At 72.9% G+C, this 20,974-nt stretch carries 15 protein-coding genes; 7 read left to right on the top strand and 8 right to left on the bottom strand.

Annotated elements, in window-relative coordinates; translation table 11 throughout:
* Positions 1–105: 105 nt before the first annotated feature.
* From moeZ to O7608_RS32120, 4 genes are all read right to left on the bottom strand, one after another.
* Complete coding sequence (moeZ, locus tag O7608_RS07400) at positions 106–1,266, bottom strand: adenylyltransferase/sulfurtransferase MoeZ (protein WP_289209255.1); 1,161 nt, start codon at positions 1,264–1,266, stop codon at positions 106–108.
* A gap of 133 nt (positions 1,267–1,399) precedes the next feature.
* The gene (locus O7608_RS07395; RefSeq protein WP_289209254.1) at positions 1,400–2,392 is read right to left on the bottom strand and encodes a DUF3152 domain-containing protein; all 993 of its coding nucleotides are present in this window, start codon (positions 2,390–2,392) and stop codon (positions 1,400–1,402) included.
* A gap of 150 nt (positions 2,393–2,542) precedes the next feature.
* Positions 2,543–3,493 carry a DUF3152 domain-containing protein gene (locus tag O7608_RS07390; protein WP_289209253.1) on the bottom strand — a complete coding sequence of 317 codons (951 nt, stop codon included), beginning with the start codon at positions 3,491–3,493 and terminating at the stop codon, positions 2,543–2,545.
* A 45-nt stretch (positions 3,494–3,538) separates the two neighbouring features.
* Positions 3,539–6,301, bottom strand: a complete 2,763-nt coding sequence (locus tag O7608_RS32120) for a hypothetical protein (protein WP_289209252.1) — start codon at positions 6,299–6,301, stop codon at positions 3,539–3,541.
* 236 nt (positions 6,302–6,537) lie between these two features.
* Here O7608_RS32120 and O7608_RS07380 point away from each other — a divergent pair, with 236 nt between their 5' ends.
* The 4 genes from O7608_RS07380 (at position 6,538) to O7608_RS07365 (ending at position 11,104) form a co-directional block, all read left to right on the top strand.
* Complete coding sequence (locus O7608_RS07380) at positions 6,538–7,176, top strand: TetR/AcrR family transcriptional regulator (protein WP_282224088.1); 639 nt, start codon at positions 6,538–6,540, stop codon at positions 7,174–7,176.
* Between the two features lie 66 nt (positions 7,177–7,242).
* The gene (locus O7608_RS07375; protein ID WP_282224089.1) at positions 7,243–7,467 is read left to right on the top strand and encodes a DUF3107 domain-containing protein; all 225 of its coding nucleotides are present in this window, start codon (positions 7,243–7,245) and stop codon (positions 7,465–7,467) included.
* A gap of 608 nt (positions 7,468–8,075) precedes the next feature.
* The gene (locus O7608_RS07370) at positions 8,076–9,872 is read left to right on the top strand and encodes a DEAD/DEAH box helicase (protein ID WP_289209251.1); all 1,797 of its coding nucleotides are present in this window, start codon (positions 8,076–8,078) and stop codon (positions 9,870–9,872) included.
* Between the two features lie 65 nt (positions 9,873–9,937).
* Positions 9,938–11,104: a class I SAM-dependent methyltransferase gene (locus O7608_RS07365; protein WP_289209250.1), complete on the top strand. Its 1,167-nt coding sequence runs from the start codon at positions 9,938–9,940 to the stop codon at positions 11,102–11,104.
* A 16-nt stretch (positions 11,105–11,120) separates the two neighbouring features.
* Here the strand turns inward: O7608_RS07365 and O7608_RS07360 are convergent, their stop codons facing one another.
* Entirely contained in the window at positions 11,121–12,041 is a 921-nt protein-coding gene (locus tag O7608_RS07360) for a DUF8832 domain-containing protein (RefSeq protein ID WP_289209249.1), read from the bottom strand.
* Positions 12,042–12,186: 145 nt separating this feature from the next.
* Between O7608_RS07360 and O7608_RS07355 the strand changes: the two genes are divergently transcribed.
* Positions 12,187–13,155 (top strand): C40 family peptidase, encoded by a 969-nt coding sequence (locus O7608_RS07355; protein WP_289209248.1) that lies wholly within the window; start codon positions 12,187–12,189, stop codon positions 13,153–13,155.
* Between the two features lie 79 nt (positions 13,156–13,234).
* Here O7608_RS07355 and O7608_RS07350 read toward each other — a convergent pair whose 3' ends face one another.
* Together O7608_RS07350 and O7608_RS07345 are read right to left on the bottom strand one after the other, a co-directional pair.
* On the bottom strand, positions 13,235–15,553 hold the full coding sequence (locus O7608_RS07350) for a DEAD/DEAH box helicase (protein ID WP_289209247.1): 2,319 nt from the start codon (positions 15,551–15,553) through the stop codon (positions 13,235–13,237).
* Between the two features lie 131 nt (positions 15,554–15,684).
* Positions 15,685–16,833: a glycerophosphodiester phosphodiesterase gene (locus tag O7608_RS07345; RefSeq protein WP_289209246.1), complete on the bottom strand. Its 1,149-nt coding sequence runs from the start codon at positions 16,831–16,833 to the stop codon at positions 15,685–15,687.
* Positions 16,834–17,095: 262 nt separating this feature from the next.
* Here O7608_RS07345 and O7608_RS07340 point away from each other — a divergent pair, with 262 nt between their 5' ends.
* On the top strand, positions 17,096–18,430 hold the full coding sequence (locus tag O7608_RS07340; RefSeq protein ID WP_289210816.1) for a TrkH family potassium uptake protein: 1,335 nt from the start codon (positions 17,096–17,098) through the stop codon (positions 18,428–18,430).
* Positions 18,423–19,097, top strand: coding sequence for a potassium channel family protein (locus tag O7608_RS07335; protein WP_289209245.1), 675 nt, complete (start codon positions 18,423–18,425; stop codon positions 19,095–19,097). The genes O7608_RS07340 and O7608_RS07335 overlap by 8 nt, the downstream gene beginning before the upstream one ends.
* 60 nt (positions 19,098–19,157) lie before the next feature.
* Here O7608_RS07335 and O7608_RS07330 read toward each other — a convergent pair whose 3' ends face one another.
* Positions 19,158–20,954 (bottom strand): protein kinase domain-containing protein, encoded by a 1,797-nt coding sequence (locus O7608_RS07330; protein WP_502959184.1) that lies wholly within the window; start codon positions 20,952–20,954, stop codon positions 19,158–19,160.
* Positions 20,955–20,974: the final 20 nt, after the last annotated feature.

Below are 20,974 nucleotides of genomic sequence, written 5' to 3'. Positions count from 1 at the left end.
TAAGTCAGTCAAGGTCAACTAGCCGGCCAGGGACCTGGATGAACCAGATCCCCGGGGGCGTCGTCCGGTCAGTGGCCTGGCGGTGTCAGTAGCTGGGCAGCGGCGTCAGTAGCTGGGCAACGACGGGTCGATCTGCTTGACCCAGGAGACCACGCCGCCCTGCAGGTGGACGGCGTCGGCGAACCCGGCGGCCTTGACCGCGGCGAGGGCTTCGGCCGACCGTACGCCGGACTTGCAGTGCAGCACGATCTGCCGGCCCTGCGGCAGCTTCGCCAGGGCCTCCCCGGTGAGGAACTCACCCTTGGGGATCAGCGTCGAGCCGGGGATCTTCACGATCTCGTACTCGGCGGGCTCCCGGACGTCGACCAGGAAGAAGTCCTTGCCGGCGTCCTGCCACTCCTTCAGCTCGCGGGGGGTGATCGTCGAGTCGACGGCCGCCTCCTCGGCCTCGGCGGAGACCGCGCCGCAGAAGTCGTCGTAGTCGATCAGGCCGGTGATCGGCTCGCCGTTCGGGTCCTTGCGGATCTTGATGACCCGGTAGGACATCTCCAGGGCGTCGTAGACCATCAGCCGGCCGAGCAGCGGCTCGCCGATGCCGGTGATCAGCTTGATCGCCTCGGTCACCATGACCGACCCGATCGAGGCGCAGAGCACGCCGAGCACGCCACCTTCGGCGCAGGACGGCACCATGCCGGGCGGCGGCGGCTCCGGGTAGAGGTCCCGGTAGTTCGGGCCGTGCTGGTCCCAGAAGACACTGACCTGGCCGTCGAACCGGTAGATCGAGCCCCACACGTACGGCTTGCCGAGCAGCACGCAGGCGTCGTTGACCAGGTAACGGGTGGCGAAGTTGTCGGTGCCGTCGAGGATCAGGTCGTACTGGCCGAAGATGTCGAAGACGTTGTCGTTGTCCAGGGTCACGTTGTGGATCCGTACGTCGACGTACGGGTTGATCTCCCGGACCGACGCGGCGGCGGACTCGGCCTTGGGCCGGCCGATGTCGGACTGGCCGTGGATGACCTGACGCTGCAGGTTCGACTCGTCGACGGTGTCGAAGTCGATGATGCCCAGCGTGCCGACGCCGGCGGCGGCCAGGTACATCAGCGCCGGCGAGCCGAGGCCACCCGCGCCGACGCAGAGGACCTTGGCGTTCTTGAGGCGTTTCTGGCCGTCGACGCCGACGTCCGGGATGATGAGGTGCCGCGAGTAGCGGCGGATCTCATCGACGGTCAGCTCGGCGGCGGGTTCGACGAGCGGGGGCAACGACACGGTGAACTCCCCGGGATCGGCAATGGTGGCTGCGCTATTGTTGCTCGCTTCGCGGCCGGCCGGCCATGAGCAGCGACACCGCCCGCCATCCGGGATCCGGGAATACCGGGCTGCCCCGCTGCGATCAGCTGTCTCAGACCATCGGTGGCCCGGTGTACCGCTTGCCGTCGAGGTACGGCCAGCCGTTGGCGACGCAGCCCTGCATCCCGTACGTCTGCTGCTGCATGACCGGGGCGGGCCGCCCGGGTGCCGGGCAGACCTCGTGGAACATGCCGAACTGGTGCCCGACCTCGTGGTTGATCGCGTAGGCCCGGTACTCGGCGAGCGGGGCGTCGAAGTGCGGTACGGCCTCCAGCCACCGGGCCACGTTGATGATCACCTGGCCGGGGAGTCGGCAGGAGGTGTACTGCTCGGTCGACAGGCCGCCGAGTGCGCACATCTGCTCGGAGGTGGCCGGCGAGGCGAGGTAGATGGTGAACTCGGCGGCGTCGGCGCGGGAGACCCGCTGCAGCCGGAACTGCCGGGAGGCGACCCAGCTGCGCTGGTCGCCGAGGGTGGCGTCGACGATCCCGGCGAACTCGTCGGCCCGCTGGCCGATGCCGTCCTCGACGGCGATGCGGAACCGGCGCAGTTCACCGGCCCAGCCCAGCACCGGCCCGGAGCCGGTGAGGTAGCCGAAGGTGCCGGTCCCGGCCTGTGGGTAGCTGGCCGGCGGTGCCTGCGGCCCGCCGCGCGCGTCGGGCGCGTCGGGCGCGTCGGCGCCGCCGGTTGCGTCGGGGTCGGGGGTGCCGTTCGGGGCGGGTGCGATCACCGGTGGCAGCGCGGCGGCGCCGTCGGGGCTGCCGCTGTCCGGGGCGTCGGCGTCGGCAGCGCCGCCGGGGCCGGGCTCGCGGACGGCGGCCGGTAGTCGGCCCTCGGCGTCGGCACCGGCGTGCAGCAGGTCGACCCCGATCAGCGTCGCCGCGACCGTGACCAACGCGAGTACGCCGACCCGTCGGCGGCGGCCGTGCAGCTCACGGCGACGCGCCGGGTCGGGGGCCGACCGTCGACCATCGTCGCGGACCGACCGTCGACCGCTGGCGGAGGCCGACGTCCGGATGTTCGCAGTTGACTGGATCTTGCGCACGGTGACCGCCCCTCCTGACAGCTCGCCTGATGCGCACAGATTGTCATGACATATGCACCTGACCGTGGCGACGCGCGGGCGTCACCGACTTAGCAGGTCAATCTGACCAAATGCCCCGTATCCTCCGACGTTTCGTCAGTCGGGCAGGGTCTAAAGCGGCGGACCGGCGTACCGCTCCCCGGCCAGGAACGGCCACGGGTTGGCCACACATCCGTTGAGGAACAGCGTCTGCTGCATCATCACCGGTGCCGGCTCGCCGTCACCCGGGCAGCGCTCGTGACCGTGCCCGAGCTCGTGCCCGACCTCGTGGTTGAGCACGTACGTCCGGTAGACGTCCAGCGGTACCTGCGCCTGCACGTAGTGGTCGACCGACCGCCGCCACCGGTCCAGATTGATGATCACCTTGCCCTGCGCGCGGCAGGACGTGTACGGCACCCCGTCGATGCGGATGTCCACCCAGCCCGCCTGGCACATCCGGTACGCCGTCTGCGCCGTCGCCAGGTAGACGGTGAAGTCGTGCCCGGCCCGGTCCGGGACCCGCTGCAACCGCCACTGGCCGCCGCCGGTCCAGCTGCCCGGGTCGGCCAACGTCCGGTCGACGATCTCGCCGAACGCCTCGACGTCCTCGTCCGCGCCGACCTCCACCGCCACCCGGTAGCGACGCAGCGTGCCGGACCGGCCGGCGATGTCGCCCTGGGTGGCACCGAAGGCGAAGTCGCCGGTGCCGACCGACGGCACCGCACCCGGCACCTGCAACACCGGCGGCGGGGGCGCCGTCGTCGGCGGCGGGGCGGCGCTCGTCGGTGCGGCACTCGGCGCCGGGGTCGGCGACTGCGACCCCGGCGGTACGGCGGTCGACCGCCCGACACCCACCGGTGCGGCCAGCACGTCCCAGCCGCCGACCCGGGGCAGCGCGACCCCGATCACGCCCAACCCGATCGCGGCGACCAGCGCCGCCGTCAGCACCGGCCAGCGCAGCCGCTGCCACCGCGACCGGGGCCGGCCGGTCCGGGAGCGCGCAGCCCGCGACCGCGCGGGCTGGAAGCGCGCGGCCCGGCGGTGGCCGGGACGACGGGCGCGACGGGCATCACTGGCGGACATCGCCGTCCACCTTGCCACAACCCACACCCGGTACGGCGTGTCGGATCAGGCCAGCAGGGCGTCCAACCTGCGGTTGACCGCCGCCAACGTGGCGCGCACCACAGCCTGCCGGGGGTCACCGGAGACCACCGCCGAACCGGCGAGCTGCTCCACCCAGCCACCACAGGCCAGCAGTACGACGACGACCGCCACCTCGCAGCCGCCCATCGGCACCACGGCCGCGTGCTCCACGAAGCACCGCCCCCGGTCGAACGCCCCGGCCGGGCCGGTGAGCAGCTCCTCGATCGCGGACGCGGCGGCGACCGCACACAGCCGCAGCACGTAGCCGTCGACCGCCGGCCCGGTCGCGACACCGGAGGTGGTACGCGGCCCGGCGGTCAGCCGTACCTCGACGGTGGCGTCCACGCCGAACGTGGAGACCTGCACGTGGTCCAGCACCACCCGGGGACCTGGGCGGCCACCGGGGTTCAGCGGGCGCGGCGGCCCGCTCGCCGGTGCGGTGGAGGTGTCCGGGCAGCTCACTGCCGCCGGCTCCGCCGGTGCGGTCGGCGGCGGGTCGCCGTACTCCGGTTGGGGTCGCTGACCGGGGCGGCGCCGGCGCGGCACGTCCGCCGGCTCCGGGTGCGACCAGCCCGGCGCGGCGGCCGGCGGCGGCGCCGGTGGCAGCGGAGCGGACGCCCGGCCCCGGGTCGGCAACGCGGGCAACCCGCCGCCGAGATCGGCACCGGGCAGGTTCTGTGGTGCCGCCGCCAGCCCCATGCGTTCCTGCAGCAGCCGCGCCACCATCCGGCTCACCTCGGCCGGGTCGGCACCTTCGGACAGGTCCAGGCGCAGGCTGTGCGCACCGGCCTCGGTGGTCCGCAAGGAGGCGTCCCGCACCCCGCCGACGCCCCGTACGGCGGCCAGGATGGCGTTGACGTCGAAGCCTTCCGGCCGCTCCTGCGGCTGCCCGGCGGAGTCGCCCCGACGCAGGTGGGAGGCGATCCGGGCAAGTTCCGGCGTTTCCGCCGAGGGTTCCACCGCGGGAGGTTGCGGCACAGTTGGCACGTCCGGGTCGGCTGGGACCCGCTGCGGCAGCGAGTCCAGCGCGGCAGCGGCGATCGGGGTGGACAGGTCGGCGTCGGGTGCGGGCGGTGGTGCCGAATCGTCGGGTCCGAAGCCGCCGGGCCCGGCCGGTCCGAAGTCGGTGGCCGACGGCCAGGGCCGGTCGGTCCCGGACTCGGCCGGCGGCCAGGGCGGGGACTCGGCGGTGGGTCCGCTCGACTGCCAGCGCGGCTGTTCCGGCGGCGACCAGCCACGGTCGGCGTCGTCGGACCAGTGCTGCGCCGACGGACCGTGCTGCGCGGTCGGCCCGTGCGGTGACGATGGGCCGGTCGGTGACGTCGGACCATGCTGTGGCGTCGGACCGTGCGGCGACGCTGGAGCGGTCTGCGACGTCGGACCGGACCAGTCGGGTGCCGGGCCGTCGGACCAGGGCCGCGGCCCGGCCGACTCCTGAGATGTCCACTGTTGATCGGCGTCCGGGCCGGCCCACTCCGGCTGTGTCGGCGCCCAGCTCTGCCCGTACGACCAGTCCGGTCCGACGTCGCCGGTCGGCCCGCCGGAGGTGGGCGCGCCACCGCCGTACGGCTCGGATCCGACCTGCGGCGACCCGGCCTGCGGCTGGTCGGCGTCGCCGGCACGCGGATGGTCCCAGTCGTCGGCACCGGACCGGCCGGGCCAGTCGCCGGCGTCGCCGCGCCGGTCCCAGTCCCCGGTCGGTTGTTGCGGCCAGGCACCGGTGCTGCTCTGCCGGGGCCATTCGCCGGTGGGCTGGCGGATCGCGCCGACGCTGGTCGACGGCCGCGCCCAGGCCGGGGCCCCGCTGACCGGTGGCGCGGACGTGGGTCCGGCGGTGCCGGGCTGGCCGGTGCCGGGCCCACCCGGGTCGGGTCGGGTCACCCGGTCGGTGGACCGGTCGGCCCGCGCCGCACCGTAGTCGGCCGGGTCGGGGCCGGACTGACGGTCGTCGGCCGACGCGGTGGTTTCCTGGCGCATCGGGGCACCGTCGGCGCGACGGCTGTCGCCGCCGCCCGGCCGTCGGGGCGACCGGTCGTCCTCGATTGCCGGGCCGGCCCCCGTCGGGCCCTGGAAACCGGGTGGTGTGCCGGGGCGGACCGGGCGCGGCGCGGCCGGCGACACCGGCGTCGCCGAGGCGACCGGCACGGGCCGCAGCGGCGTCGACGGCACCACGCGGGCGGTCTCCTGCCACCGGGGCGGCGAGTTCACCGGGGTCGGCACCGGTCGGGCGGGTTCGGCCGGGCGACGCGGGGCGTCGCCACCGGTGTCCCGGCTGGCGCTCGGCGCGGTCCGGTCGTCGTCGGAGCCGGGACGGTCCGGACGGTGGCCGTCGGCGCGGTCCGGACGGTGGCCGTCGGCGCGGTCCGGCCGCTGGCCGTCGGCGCGCTCCGGACGGTAGCCGTCGGTGCGCTGGACGGACCCGTCGACCGTCTCGCCGGCCGGCGCCGGACGCGGGGTCGGCACCACGGCCTGCTCGCGGGCGGCACCCTGGCCCGTCGGGTACGGGCTGGCGCTCACCGGCTCGGACAGCACCCGCCCCGTGTCGGCGCCCAGCCGGCCCCGGGTGGATCCGCTGCGCGGGGTACGGGTGAACGGCAGCACCTCGGCGTACCGCGACGGCGGATCGGCCCAGTTGGCCGCGCTGCCCGGGGCACCGGACGACGTCCAGCCGGTCCCGGACCGCTCTCCTTCCGGCTCGATGCCGGACCCGTCCGACCACCTCGTCGGCGACCCCGCCCAACTGCCCATTCCCTGGTCACGACGGCCTCGCGAGTCCGCTCCGCCATCGTCTGGTCCCGGTGCGGCCCCGCGGGGTTCACCTGATTCGTCCACCGTGCGCTCCTCGGTCGCCCCCGCTGAGGCTACCGTGTGCTGACAGTGGCGATAAGTTGCAACGTCGGGCTAATTGACCGGCCAGGTGATATGCACTGATCGTTTCGTTCATACGCCGACCAGATCGTTCCACCCGGACTCGGAGGTTCGACATGACCGCTGCGTCGAGCGGCGCACAGACGGCCGGCCGGCCGGCGAGGATGCCGCGCTCCGCACGCCGTAAGCAACTGCTCGCCGCCGCACAGGAGGTGTTTGTAGCACAGGGTTACCACGCGGCGGCGATGGATGACATCGCGGAGCGTGCCGGGGTGTCCAAGCCAGTGCTGTACCAACATTTTCCGGGCAAATTGGAGTTGTATCTGGCGCTTCTCGACACGCACTGCGACTCGATCATCGCCAAAGTCGCGGCGGCGATGGCCGCCACCAGTGACAACAAGGAACGGGTCAGCGGCGCGGTCCAGGCGTACTTCGACTTCGTCGACGAGGAGAGCGGCGCGTTCCGGCTGGTCTTCGATTCCGACCTGCGCAACGAGCCGGCCGTACGGGCCCGGGTCGAACGGGTCGAGCGGGAGTGCATCGCCGCCATCACCGACACCATCATCTCCGACACCGGGGTGAGCCGGTCCCGCGCCGAGCTGCTCGCCTCCGGACTGGTCGGGGCGGCGGAGACCGCCGCCCAGTTCTGGCTCGCCGGTGGCCGGCAGGTACCCAAGGGCGAGGCGGAGTCGTTGCTCGCCGCGCTGTCCTGGCGTGGGATCGCCGGATTTCCACTACAGGGCGAGGCATCCTGAACGCAGTGCGCGCGCATCGGCTAACCTTCGCGATGGCGCTGTTTTCGCCCACCTCAAGGAGGACCCGTGGAGGTCAAGATCGGCGTGCAGTACGCGCCGCGTGAGCTCGTTCTGGAGAGTTCCCAGTCTCCGGCGGAGATCGAGCAGATCGTGACCCAGGCAATCGCGACCGAGGGGACTCTGTCACTGACCGACGAGCGTGGCCGACGGGTCATCGTTCCGGTGGCCAAGATCGCCTACGTCGAGATCGCCGAGGCCGCACCCCGATCGGTCGGCTTCACCGTACGTTGACGTCGCCGTGACCCGCTGAGCGGCTGCTCGTCAGCGGGTGCCGACACCGTCGGCGGATGCGTGGCCGCGCATCCGCCGTACGCTGTCGGCAGCATCCGGCGACACGCAGGCATGTGTCGTCCATCACGATGGACCCGCCTGCTGCCACCACTCCCGGTGACTCGAATCACACCATCGCGCTCCGGTCACCCGGTCAGCCGCCGAGGTTTTTCCACGTCGACGCTGGCGGTGGGCTACGATGGTCAGCAAATGCTGCGGCCGTCGAGATTGCTCGCGCGGGGTTCGCGGCGCGCGTGCGGCCCGCGACCTGTCGATCGCGTGTGGCCAGCGCCGTCAGTTGACGCACCGCCGCATCCACACACCCGGCCGCGTCGACGTCACCCGGACCATCCGCGCCGACCCGGCACCGCTACTCGCCGGTGCCGTACCGGCACTGAACCACGACGGTGCCGTACCGGCACTGAACCCAAACGGTGCCGTACCGGCACTGAACCCAAACGGTGCCGTACCGGCACTGGACACCAGCGGCGCCCTGGCGGCGCCGACATCCGATTCGCGCCCTCACGACGCATGCGGGGCGCACCACGAGAGGGCACCCCCGACACCAGATGACTGACTTCACCGATATCCCCACCGACGACGAGCCGGCGAAACGTCCTCCGGTCCGCCCGGACAGCCCCACCTTCGCCCAGCTGGGCGCGCGGCCGGAAACGGTCGCCGCGCTGGCCGAGGTCGGGATCGTGCACACCTTCGCGATCCAGGAGTACGCGCTGCCGATCGCGCTGCGCGGCACCGACCTGATCGGGCAGGCACCCACCGGCACCGGCAAGACCCTCGGCTTCGGCGTACCGCTTGTCGACCGGGTCTTCGCCCCCGGCGAGGGCGCCGACGGCGTACCGCAGGCCCTGGTCGTCGTCCCCACCCGCGAACTCGGCCTGCAGGTCGCCAAGGACCTCGCCGCCGCCGGCAGTACGCGCGGCGTCCGGGTCCTGCCGATCTACGGCGGCGTCGCCTACGAGACGCAGATCGAGACGCTCAAGGCCGGCGTCGAGATCCTCGTCGGCACCCCGGGCCGGCTGATGGACCTGGCCAAGCAGAAGAAGCTGCGGCTGGACCGGATCCGGGCCCTGGTGCTCGACGAGGCCGACCGGATGCTCGACCTGGGCTTCCTCGACGACGTCGAGCGGATCCTGGCGATGCTGCCCGAGGACCGGCAGACGATGCTCTTCTCGGCCACCATGCCGGACCCGATCGTCGCGCTGTCCCGGCGCTTCCTGCGCCAGCCGGTGACGATCCACGCCGGGCACGCCACGATCGCCGGTACGGCACCGCTGACCCGCCAGGTGGTCTACCGCACCCACCCGATGAACAAGATCGAGATCGTCGCCCGGATCCTGCAGGCCGAGGAGCGTGGCCTGACGATGATCTTCACCCGGACCAAGCGGGCCGCCGACCGGGTCAGCGAGGACCTCGACTTCCGTGGCTTCGCGGTCGCCGCCGTACACGGTGACCTCGGCCAGGGAGCCCGGGAACGGGCGCTGCGCGCCTTCCGTACCGGCAAGATCGACATCCTGGTGGCGACCGACGTCGCCGCCCGCGGCCTGGACGTCTCCGGCGTCACCCACGTGATCAACTACGACTGCCCGGAAGACCAGGACACCTACACCCACCGGATCGGGCGGACCGGCCGCGCCGGCGCCACCGGAGTGGCGGTCACCTTCGTCGACTGGGAGGACACCACCCGCTGGCGGATCATCGACAAGACCCTCGGGCTGGACATGCCCGAACCGCCGGAGACGTACCACACCTCCGACCACCTCTACGCCGACCTCGACATCTCCCGGGAGGTCTCCGGCACGCTGCCCAGCGCCGAACGGACCCGCGCGGGGCTCGGTGCCGAAGTCGAAGAGGACCTCGGCGGCCGCTCTCCCGGTGGCCGGCGACGCGGCGACTCCAGCGCCCGGTCCGACCGGGGCCCGCGCGGCGAAGGCCGCTCCCGGCGCGGCTCCGGCGACCGGTCCCGCTCCAGCGACCGTTCCGGTGACCGGTCCCGGGCCGGTGGCCGGTCACGCACCGGCGCAGCCGACGGCGACACCGACCTGACCGCCGGTACGCCGACCGACGCCAGCGAGGACGCCGGCGGCACCCGCGCGCGGCGGCCCCGCCGCCGTCGCCGCGCCGGTCAGCTCGTCGACGGTGGCACCGACACCGCCGGCAGCACCGCCGCAGCCGTCCCGGCCGCCCGTACCGCCACCGACACCCAGGTCACGGCCGACCAACACCTCACCGGCGCGGCCGACACCGGCGGCGCCGCGCCGCGCCGACGTCGCCGGCGTACCCGCAGCGGCAGCGCCCAGGCCGGCGGCGGCAGCGCCAGCCAGGACAGCGGCGGCAGCGAGAACTGACCAGTTTCCGGGGTCCGACCGGGCCGGGCGACGCCCGCCGGGACGGACCCCGGATCATGACAACCATGTCGCAGTCCCTCACCGACGCACTCGCCGACATCCGGGCACTGCTGCTCAGCCCGCAGCTGACCCGGGCCGTCGCCGCCGGCCGGCAACGCGGCCGGACCCCGTCGGTGACCCGCGCCCAACTCCGGCCGGTCACCCTGCGCGCCGGCACCCACCTGCAGATCGTCACCACCGACGGCACCCGGCCGCTGACCCGCAACGTCGCACCCGGCCCACCAGCCGAAGCCGCCGTCGACGAACTGCTCGCCGAACCGTTCGGCAACTGGCACGTCGAGACCACCGACAGCACCGTGCAGCTGCGGGTCACCAAGAAGGGCGCCGCCCAGCTGCACCGGTCGACGGCGGACCGGGCCGCCACCGCACCCGCCGGACACGACCGGGCCAAGCAGTACCTGCTCGACCCCGACGACCCGCTGTTCACCGCGATCGGGGCCAGCGCGGCGAAACGCCGCCAGGTCGACGCCTTCCTGCGGGCCCTCGCCGCCACCCTGCCCGACCCGCTGCCCACCGGGCCGCTGCGCGTCGTCGACCTGGGCTGCGGCAACGCGTACCTGACCTTCGCCGCCTACCGGTACCTCGTCGACGCCGGCGCCGAACCGGTCGTCACCGGCGTCGACGTCCGCACCGACCAGCGCCGCCGCAACACCGCGCTCGCCGCCGAACTCGGCTACGCCGACCAGGTCACCTTCGTCGCCGGCACGATCGAACAGGCCGTCGTCGACCCGCCACCGGACCTGGTGCTCGCCCTGCACGCCTGCGACACCGCCACCGACGACGCGCTCGCCCGCGCCGTCGCCTGGCAGGCCCGCTGGGTCCTGGCTGCCCCGTGCTGCCACCACGACATCGCCGCACAGCTGCGCCGCCAACCGGCACCCCACCCGTACGGGCCGCTGGTCTCCGCCGGCATCCTGCGCGAACGCTTCGCCGACGTGCTCACCGACACGCTGCGCGCCACCCTGCTCCGGGCCGCCGGCTACCGGGTCGACGTCGTCGAGTTCATCGACTCCCAGCACACCCCGCGCAACCTGCTGCTGCGGGCCCGCCGGGGCGGCGTACCGGACTCCCCGGCCCACCAGCGGGCCTACGCCGAACTGGTCGACCAGTGGAACGTGACGCCCCGGCTGCAGACCCTGCTCGCCGCCGGCACGACCTCCGGCGACGCATGACCTCCGGCGACAGCGGTCAGCTGACCGTCACGGTGAACTCGGCGGTGTGCACCACCCCGGCCACCTGGAAATCCAGGAACAGCCGGTAGTCGCCGGCGCTCGGCGCGGTCAGCCAGAACTTCACCGCCCCGTCGACCAGCTCGGCCTCCGGGTGCACGTGCAGATAGCCGAGGTCACCGGCGCGCAACGCCACCAGGTGCCCGTACGCACCCAGGTAGGGCTCCAGCGTCGGCGCCGCGCCGTCGGCGGCGCTCACCTGGAACAGCAGCGGCGCGACGACCCCGCGCTGCGGGACACCCTGCATCCGTACGGTGAACTCACCGGCCTGGGCGGTGTCCGACGCCGCCGGCAACGCGACCGGCTGGTAGTCCCCGGCCGCGACCAGGTCGACGCCGAGCGTCAACGCCACCGGCGTACCGGCCGGGTCGGTGACGGTGAAGTCGCCGTACATCCGCCAGACGCCCGGCGCGGTCAGCCGCAGCGGAATGCTCCAGGTGCCGTCCGACGCCAGCTCCGGATGCAGATGCTGGAAGCCGGTCAGGTCCCGGCGGGCCACGATCAGGTGCATCGGCTTGTCGTGCACCACCGCGAAGTCGGTCACCGCTCGCTGATCCGGGCCGACGATCCGGAACCGCAGATCGACCTCGTCGCCGACGGGCAGCTGGGTCTGCTCCGGCACCAGCGTGTAGCCGGCGAGGCTCACCGACAGCCCGGAGACCTGGCCGTCGGCACCGGAGCCGGTGCCCGTACCGGTGTCGGAGCCATGCACGTGCGGCGCGGTGCCGGCCGGGTGGGTGTGGTCCGCGGAGCCGGCGGCGACCTGCGTACCGAGGCTGGTCGGGGCGTCGACGGCACGACCCAGCGCGTACCCGGCGAACAGCGTCAACACGACGCCGCCGACCATCGCGGCCAGGCGCATCGTCGGTGTCTCCGTCACGGTGCCCGCCCCTTCACATTCACCGTCGCAGGTCGCGCCCGGCCCGTCTGACGGTAGCCGTTCAGCGGCCGCCGGACACCAGCCGGGTGGATGACCGTGGCTTTCGTAACGTTCGGTCGTTGTACCCCCTGTGACCGTTAATAGCTTGGCAGTAAGGGCAGCCGCCCTCGTCACCGCTGTAACCGCCACGCTGCTGCCGGCCCAGGCGCAGGCGCAGGCTTCGCTTGCCGAACTGGACCGGCGGATCGACCAGGCGGCCCACCAGTTGGAGACGGTGGTCGAGCAGTACAACGAAACCAGGGTGGTGCTGCACGCCAACCAGGAGCGGCTCGACCGGCTCCGTGCCACCATCGTCGAACTGGACCAGCAACTCGCGGACCGCCACGACCAGGTCGGCCAGCTGCTCGCCAGCACCTACCGGGTCAACGGCAGCCGGCCGGTCGTCACGTTGCTCTCCACCGCCTCGGCGGAACACTTCGTCGACCAGCTGCTGATGGCCGACGTGATCAACCGTGACCACGAGCGGAGCATCGCCGGCCTGCGCGACGTGCGCGACCGCAGCGAATCGGCCCGCCGCGCCGCGACCACCCTGGTCGAGCAGCAGCAACTGCAGGAGCAGCAGCTGGCGGCGAAACGCCAGCAGATCGAGAACGACATCCGGCACCTCACCGAGCTGCGCAACCGCCAGCAGGCCCTGCTCAACCGCTCGGGCGCGTCAGCGGCCAGCCGCAGCCCGGCGCACACCCGGCTGCCCGCCGCCGCCACCGGGGCGGCAGCGGCGGCGGTGGCGTTCGCGCACGCCCAGCTCGGCAAGCCGTACCGGTGGGGGTCGGCCGGGCCGAACTCGTACGACTGCTCCGGGTTGACCTCGGCTGCCTGGGCGAAGGCCGGGGTACGGTTGCCGCACAACGCCCGCCGCCAGTTCGGCGCGATCCCCCGGGTCGGCCGCGACCAGCTCCGCCCCGGCGACCTGGTCTTCTTCTACAGCAACATCCAGCACGTCGGGATCTACATCGGTGCCGGGCAGATGATCCACTCGCCTCGGCACGGCGAGGTCGTCCGGGTCGACCGGATCGACTACATGCCGATCCGGGGCTACGGCCGGCCCGGCTGACCGACCACACCGCCGCACACCGACCCCGCCGGGTGATCGCCCGGCGGGGTCGGTTCGTGGTGGCCGGTCCCCGGCCGGGTCAGTTGGTCGTCGCCAGCGCCAGCGGCAGCACCGCCGGGGCGCCGGCCTGCCGCAGCAGCCGCGCCACCACCGTCATCGTCCACCCGGAATCGACCAGGTCGTCCACCAACAGCACCGGGCCGGTCAGCCCGGACAGCGCCGCGGCCAGCTCCGGCGGCGCGGTGAAGGCGTCATGCAGGGTACGGACCCGCTGCGCACTGTTGCCCCGGCCGGCAGCCGACGGCGGCTGCGCCCAGCCCGGTTCGACCGCGCCGAGCAGCGGCAACCGGCCCACCTCGGCGATCCGCCCGGCGGTGCTGGCCACCAACTGCGGGCGGGTCCGCGACGCCACCGCCACGATCCCCACCGGCCGGGCCGGCCACGGCTGGCTGCCCCGCGCCCAGTCCCGCAACACGTCGATCACCCCGGCGGCGACGTCCGGCGGCAGCGCCGCGTCCGGCCGGCCCGGCCCGAGCAGGTCCCGCAGCCGGGAACCCCAGCCCAGGTCGGACAGCCGGCCCACGGCCCGGCCAGGCAGTGCCTGCTCGTCGGGGCCGATCCGGCCCCGCAGCGGTACGCCGACCGCCTCCAGCCCGGTCGGCCAGAGCTTCTTCGGGGCGATCTCGACCCCGGCCCGGCCGAGGAACGTCTCGGCGGCACGCAACGCCTCCGGGCTCACCTCGGTCGGTAGCCACCCACCGGCGCAGCGGTCACAGCGCCCGCACGGCTGCGCCTGCGGGTCGTCGAGGCAGTGCCGGAGGAACTCCATCCGGCAGTCCGGCCGGCCGGCCACGGTCTCGGCGGCCGGTACGGCGTACTGGCGCATGATCTGCTGCTCGGCGGCGCGCGCCTGCGCGACCCGCTCCAGCCGGGCGGCGTCGTAGTGCCATGGCTGCCCGGTGGCGACCCAGCCGCCGCGGACCCGGCGGACCGCGCCGTCGACGTCGAGCACCTTGAGCATCAGCTCCAGCCGGGTCCGCCGCAGGTCGACCAGCGGCTCCAGGGCCTGGGTGGACAGCGGTCGGCCGGCCTGCTCCAGAGCGGCCAGCACCGACCGCACCTGCTCCTCACGGGGAAAGGCGAGGGAGGCGAAGTACCGCCAGATCGCCTGGTCCTCGGGACCGGGCAGCAGCACCACGTCGGCGTACCGGTCGCCGTCGAGCGCCCGGCCGGCCCGGCCCACCTGCTGGTAGTAGGCGATCGGCGACGGCGGAGCGCCCAGGTGCACCACGAAGCCGAGGTCCGGCTTGTCGAAGCCCATACCGAGCGCGGAGGTCGCCACCAACGCCTTGATCTTGTTGTCCAGCAGGTCCTGCTCGGCGGCGCGGCGCTGCGCGTCGTCGGACTGACCGCTGTACGCGGCGACGGCGTAACCACGCGAGCGCAGGAACTCGGCGGTCTCGGCGGCGGCCGCCACGGTGAGGGTGTAAACGATGCCGGAGCCGGGCAGCGTGTCGAGGTGCTCGGCGAGCCAGCCGAGCCGGTGCGCGGCACCGGGCAGGTCCAGCACGGCCAGCCGCAGCGACTGGCGGTCCAGCGGGCCGCGCAGCACCAGCGTGTCCGCGAGCGTCCCGGCCCCGCCATCACCGCCGTCGCTGCCTGCGGTGGCATTGCTGGTGGCGGCATTGTTGGTGGCGCTGGTGGCGCTGCTGGTGGCGTCGAGTTGCTCGGCGACGTCGTCGGTGACCCGGGTGTTGGCGGTGGCCGTGGTGGCCAGCACCGGCGTACCGGGGCGCAGGTCGTGCAGGAAGGTACGGATCCGCCGGTAGTCGGGGCGGAAGTCGTGCCCCCAGTCCGACACGCAGTGCGCCTCGTCGATGACCAGCAGCCCGGTGGTGGCGGCCAGGCTGGGCAGGACGTTGTCCCGGAAGTCCGGGTTGTTCAGCCGTTCCGGGCTGATCAGCAGCACGTCGACGGCGCTGTCACGGATCTCCGCGCTGATCGTGTCCCACTCCTCCAGGTTCGCGGAGTTGATCGTGCGCGCCTGGATCCCGGCCCGCTCAGCCGCCGCCACCTGGTTGCGCATCAACGCCAGCAGCGGCGAGACGATCACCGTCGGACCGGCCCCGGCCGCCGACGACCCGGCCGGGGCCGGGTCGTCGGCGGCCGGGCTGGCGGTGCCTGCGGCACCCGTGCGCAGCAGGGCGGTGGCGACGAAGTAGACCGCCGACTTTCCCCAGCCGGTGCGCTGCACACAGAGCACCCGCCGCCGGTCGACGACCAGCGCTTCGATCGCCCGCCACTGGTCGTCGCGCAGCCGCGCGCCCGGCCCGGCGAGGCGCTGCAGCACCTGTTCGGCACGCTCACGCAACGCTTCCCGGTCCACGGTGACGCTCATGCCGCCGACGGTAGCAAGGCCCGCCGGTCCCGCCCGCCCACGCCGCCCATGATCACGACGATCTTGCAGTTATCGTTGGACGAGTCGGACAAATCTTCGCGATAACCGCAAGATCGTCGGGACCAGCCGGGTCATGGCATGGCGGTACGGGCGGCCACGGCGGTGTCCGGGTGGTCGGCGAAGAGCCCGTCCAGCCCGAGGCCGAAGAAGAGTTCGTACTCGCTGGTGATGTCGCCGCGCGCGGCCGGGTCGGTGCCGATGCGGTGGTCGGCCGCCAGGAACTGGTTCTCGGCCCGGAACGTCCAGGCGTGCACGACCAGCCGTACCCGGTGGGCGTCGCGGATCAGCGTGGACGGCGGGCGCAGCGCACCGGTGGCGTCCCGCGGGACGATCAGGTCCTTGTTGGGGCCGATCCCGTCGGCGTAGCCGGCGATCCAGCGCAGCCCTTCCGGGGTGGCCAGGTCGGCGTAGGTACGTCGGTCACCGGCGACGGTGAAGTCGTACGGGCGGCCGGTCGAGTTGAGCAGCTGCACCAGCCGTACGTCGATCATCGTGTCGAGTGCCCGCAGGTTGGCCGTCTCGAACGACTGGATGAACACGGCGTCGGACCGGCTGGTCAACTTGTTGCGTCGCAGGGTGGCGACCAGCGGCTCCTCCAGCGGCAGCCCGATCGACCGGAAGTAGGTCGGGTGCTTGGTCTCCGGATAGATGCCGATGGTCCGACCCAGTCGCCGGCTCTCGCTGCGGGCCAGGTCGATGACCTCCTGCAGGGTCGGCACCAGGAACTGGCCGTCGAAGGCCGTGTTGGTCGGCCGGACCTGCGGCAGTCGTTCGACGGCCCGCAGGGTACGCAGCTCGGCGAGGGTGAAGTCCTCGGTGAACCAGCCGGTGACGCTAACCCCGTCGATGGTCTTGGTGGTCCGCCGGTCGGCGAACTCGGGCCGGGTCGCCACGTCGGTGGTGCCGGAGATCTCGTTCTCGTGCCGGGCGACCAGCACGCCGTCGGCGGTCGGCACCAGGTCGGGTTCGATGTAGTCGGCGCCCTGGCGGATGGCCAGCCGGTACGCCTCCAGGGTGTGCTCGGGGCGATAGCCGCTGGCCCCCCGGTGGGCGATGACCAGCGGCTTCGGCTCGGCTTTCGACCCGTGGCGCGACGCGGCACCAGCGGCGTCGGTGGCTGCGGTCATGCCGGTGGTGCCGGTGGCACTTACAGCGGACGGGATCGCCATGGCGGCCAGCAGGGTGCCGGCGAGCATCATGACCGGCAGGGTACGCGACAACACCGTCTCCTTCAGATGAGCGGGATGGAGTCCGTCAGGGCATCAGTCGGGATCAGTCCCGCAGGGGCATCAGTCGGGATCGGTCCCGACGGGACATCAGTCGGGATCAGTCCCAACGGGACATCGGTCGGGATCAGTGAAGCCGGGGCGGGCGACGCTCGGGCGTCCGGAACGCGACGGCCGGCGGAGCGTGGGCTGGCCGGCGGATGAATGCGGGGCAACTGACTGAAAGATCCAGGTTCGCGGTGGTATGACAACTCTGATGCGCCGGCCGCTGCGAAACCCCGCCCGGATCGTGCCGATCGCGTTCCTCGGGGCGATAGTCGTCGGCACCGTACTGATGATGCTGCCGGCCAGCCGGCAGGGACCCGATCCGGCACCGTTCGTCACGGCCCTGTTCACCGCCACCTCGGCGGTCTGTGTGACCGGGCTGGCGGTCACCGACACCTCGACCTACTGGACTCCGTTCGGCCTGGTCCTGATCACCGTGCTCACCCAGGCCGGGGGCTTCGGCATCATGTCGATGGCCACCCTGCTCGGCCTGCTGGTCTCCCGGCGGCTCGGGCTGCGCAGCCGGCTCACCGCGCAGGCGGAGACGAGCAGCCTCGGCCTGTCCGACGTCCGGCAGGTGCTGCTGCGGATCGCGCTCACCATGCTGGCGGTCGAGGCGACCGTCACCGTGCTCCTGGCGGCCCGGCTGTGGCTGCACTACGACTACCCGCCCGGCCGTGCCCTCTGGTACGGGCTGTTCCACGCGGTCCAGGCGTTCAACAACGGCGGGTTCGCGCTCTACTCCGACGGGCTGGTCCAGTTCGTCAGCGACTGGTGGATCTGCGTACCGCTGATCGTCGCCGTGGTGATCGGTGGCCTCGGCTTCCCCGCCCTGTTCGAGCTGGTCCGGGAACGCCGCCGGCCCCGACGCTGGTCGGTGCACACCCGGCTGACCGTCTGGGGCACCCTGTCACTGATCGGCGTCGGCTTCGTCGCGATGTTGACGTTCGAATGGGCCAACCCGCGCACCCTGGGGCCGTTGGACCTGCCCGGCAAGGTGCTGGCCGCGCTCTTCCAGGACGTGATGACCCGCTCCGGCGGCTTCAACACCGTCGACGTCGGCGCGCTCAACCAGGAGACGACCCTGGTCTCCATCGGCATGATGTTCATCGGCGGCGGTAGCGCCAGCACCGCCGGCGGCATCAAGGTGACCACGTTCTTCCTGCTCGCATTCGTGATCTGGTCCGAGCTGCGCGGTGAACACGACGTGGTGATCGGGCAGCGCCGGATCGCGTCGGCGAGCCAGCGGCAGGCCCTCACCGTGGCGCTGATCGGCGTCGCCCTGGTCGGTGCCGGCACCCTGGCGCTGATCGGCCTGACCGACGGCGTCGGCGCCGACCAGGCACTGTACGAGGTGACCTCGGCGTTCGGCACCGCCGGCCTGTCCACCGGGATCACCGGTGAGCTGCCGGCGACCGCCCAGGTGCTGCTCGCCGTACTGATGTTCGTCGGCCGGATCGGCAGCGTCACGTTGGGTTCGGCGATCGCGTTGAACACCAGACGGAAACGATTCCACTATCCAGAGGAGCGACCCATCGTTGGCTGACCGCACCGCAACCAGGTCCGCCAGGACCGTCGTCATCATCGGGCTCGGCCGGTTCGGCGGCCAGGTCGCCGATTCGATGCTCCGGTTGGGCTTCGAGGTGCTCGGCGTGGACACCAACCAGTCCATCGTGCAACGGTGGGCGGACCGGTTGACGTACGTGGTCCAGGCCGACTCGACCGACACCGAGACGCTGCGGCAACTCGGGCTGCGCGACTTCCAACGGGTGGTGGTCGGCATCGGTTCGGACGTCGAAGCGAGCGTGCTGACCGTGCTCAGCCTCGCCGAGATCGGCGTCACCGACGTGTGGGCCAAGGCGGTCTCCGGCAAGCATGGCAAGATCCTGCGGTCGGTCGGCGCCAGTCAGGTGATCTATCCGGAGGCCGCCATGGGCGACCGGGTCGCGCACCTGATCACCAGCAAGATGCTCGACTTCATCGAGTTCGACGACGGATTCTCGATCGCCGAGACCCGGCTGCCGACCGACACGGTGGGTCGCCGTCTCGCCGACGCCGGCATCCGTTCCCGGTACGGGGTGACCGTGATCGGGGTCAAGATGCCCGGCGAACGGTTCAGCTACGCCGACGGGGAGACGGAGTTGCGCGAAGGTGCGCTGCTCATCGTTTCCGGCACCACCGAACAGGTGCAGCGTTTCGCCGCCGCCACCTGAGCCGCCGCCACCTGAGCCGCCGCCACCTGAGCCGCCGCGCGGGAGTCAGGCGGTCGGGATTCAGTCGGTCGGGGTGTCGACGGCGGCGTGCAGCAGATCGGGCGCACCTGCCGACTGCCCGGCGATCGCGGCGACCGTCACGCCGCAGTGCTGTTCGTCGAGGTGGAACTCCAACGGCAGCGTGTTGACGCCGTGGTAGTCGCCGGTCAGCCGTACCGCCGTCGACGCCCCGGCAGCCAGCGGCGCGCCGTCGCTGACCGGTCGCAGCACGACGTCCGGACCCTGCTGGTGCCACTGGGCCGAGGCCACGGCGGTGAGCCGCTGGGTGCCGGGGAAGGCGAACCGCACCGACCAGTCGGTCAGGGCCGCCGACCCGGTGTTGGTGACGGTCGCGACGGCGACGAAGCGCCGACCGTCGTCGGCGTGCACCGCGTAGTCGACCTGGCAGGGCGCCGGCGACTGGGCGGCCAGTGTCGGAGTCTGGGCGGCGAGCCCCAACCGGGGTGGCGCGGCGAGGGCCTCCCTGGCCCGGTCGGTGGCGGGCGTCGCGCCGGCACCGGCCCAGACCAGGGCGCTCACCATCATCAGCCCGATGCCGATCACGACGGCTTCGGCCCGGCGCTGAACCCAGGAGGTACGTAGTCTGCGGCGCCGGCCGGCGCCGCCCGCCGGCCCGGTGGCGGCAGCGGATCCCGGGGCGGGTGCCGGGGCGGGTCCTGCGGCGGCGACCGGGCCCGATGCCGAAAGGGCGACCGGGCCCGACGCCGCGCGGCCGACTGCTCCGGTCACCACCAGGTCGCCGTCGGTCCTTGCCGGGTCGGCACCGGTCGTCGACAGGTAGGCGTCGGTCGCCGACAGGTCGAGACCGGTGACCTCCAGTCCGCAGGTGACGTCGACCAGCGGCGGGAGCCCGTCGGTCCCGGCATCGGGGCCGGCACCAGGGCCGGCATCGGCGTCGGCTGCGTCGACACCCGGCGCCTGGACCGGCAGCGCCATGGTCGACGACGACCGGCCTGCCGCCACCCCGACGGCGGCGGCCAGGGTCTTCGCCACCTCCTCGCTGGTGGGCCGGTCCGCCGGGCGTTTCGCCAGGCACCGTACGGTCAGCCCGATCACCTCCGCCGGCAGCCCGGCGACCGGCGGCATCGGATCCGGCGCGGTGTGCAGGTGCGCCCGCAGCATCTCGGTGACGTTCGCCGCCGGCCAGGGCAGCCGGCCGGTGAGCGACCGGTAGAGCAGCAGCCCGACCGCGTACACGTCGGTGGCCGGCGAGACCTGCCCGCCGTTGAGCCGCTCCGGAGCCAGGTACGCCGGGGTGCCGAGCAGGTTGCCGTCCGGGCCGACGTCGCTCTCCCCGGTCAACGCGGAGATGCCGAAGTCGACGACTTTCGCTCCGGTGCTGGTCAGCATCACGTTCGCCGGGGTGACGTCGCGGTGCACCACGCCGGTGGCGTGCGCGGCGGCCAGCGCCGACGCGACCTCGGCGCAGACGGCCACCGCCACCCGCCAGGGCAGGACGTGGTCGCGGCGCAGCCGGTCGGCCAGCGACTCGCCGTCGACGAGTTCCATCACGACGTACGGCAGGGTGGCGTCGTCGCGCCGCGCCTCACCGTAGTCGTAGACGTTGGTGATGTGCGGGTGGCACAGCCGGGCGGCGGCCTGGGCCTCGACCCGGATCCGGGTGCGGAATGCCTGATCAGGGGCATACTGGGGAGCCAGTACCTTGACCGCCACCTGGCGGTCGAGAATCTCGTCGTAACCGCGCCACACCACCGACGTGCCGCCGGCGCCGAGCCGTTCGATCAGCCGGTACCGGTCGCCGAGCAGTTGCCCGCGATCGTTCGCCACCCCACCCATGGTTCGCAAGATGCCCGATC

This window comes from Solwaraspora sp. WMMA2056 (assembly GCF_030345095.1).
Lineage (GTDB): Bacteria > Actinomycetota > Actinomycetes > Mycobacteriales > Micromonosporaceae > Micromonospora_E.
Note: the sequence above shows the minus strand (reverse complement) of the source record. Positions and strands in the feature narration are given on the sequence as shown.

Coding starts and splice junctions, on each gene's coding strand:
- O7608_RS07390 (WP_289209253.1), bottom strand. CDS start 3,493: ATGTCCGCCAGTGATGCCCGTCGCGCCCGTCGTCCCGGCCACCGCCGG.
- O7608_RS32120 (WP_289209252.1), bottom strand. CDS start 6,301: ATGGGCAGTTGGGCGGGGTCGCCGACGAGGTGGTCGGACGGGTCCGGC.
- O7608_RS07380 (WP_282224088.1), top strand. CDS start 6,538: ATGACCGCTGCGTCGAGCGGCGCACAGACGGCCGGCCGGCCGGCGAGG.
- O7608_RS07370 (WP_289209251.1), top strand. CDS start 8,076: ATGACTGACTTCACCGATATCCCCACCGACGACGAGCCGGCGAAACGT.
- O7608_RS07365 (WP_289209250.1), top strand. CDS start 9,938: ATGTCGCAGTCCCTCACCGACGCACTCGCCGACATCCGGGCACTGCTG.
- O7608_RS07350 (WP_289209247.1), bottom strand. CDS start 15,553: ATGAGCGTCACCGTGGACCGGGAAGCGTTGCGTGAGCGTGCCGAACAG.
- O7608_RS07340 (WP_289210816.1), top strand. CDS start 17,096: ATGCGCCGGCCGCTGCGAAACCCCGCCCGGATCGTGCCGATCGCGTTC.
- O7608_RS07330 (WP_502959184.1), bottom strand. CDS start 20,954: ATGGGTGGGGTGGCGAACGATCGCGGGCAACTGCTCGGCGACCGGTAC.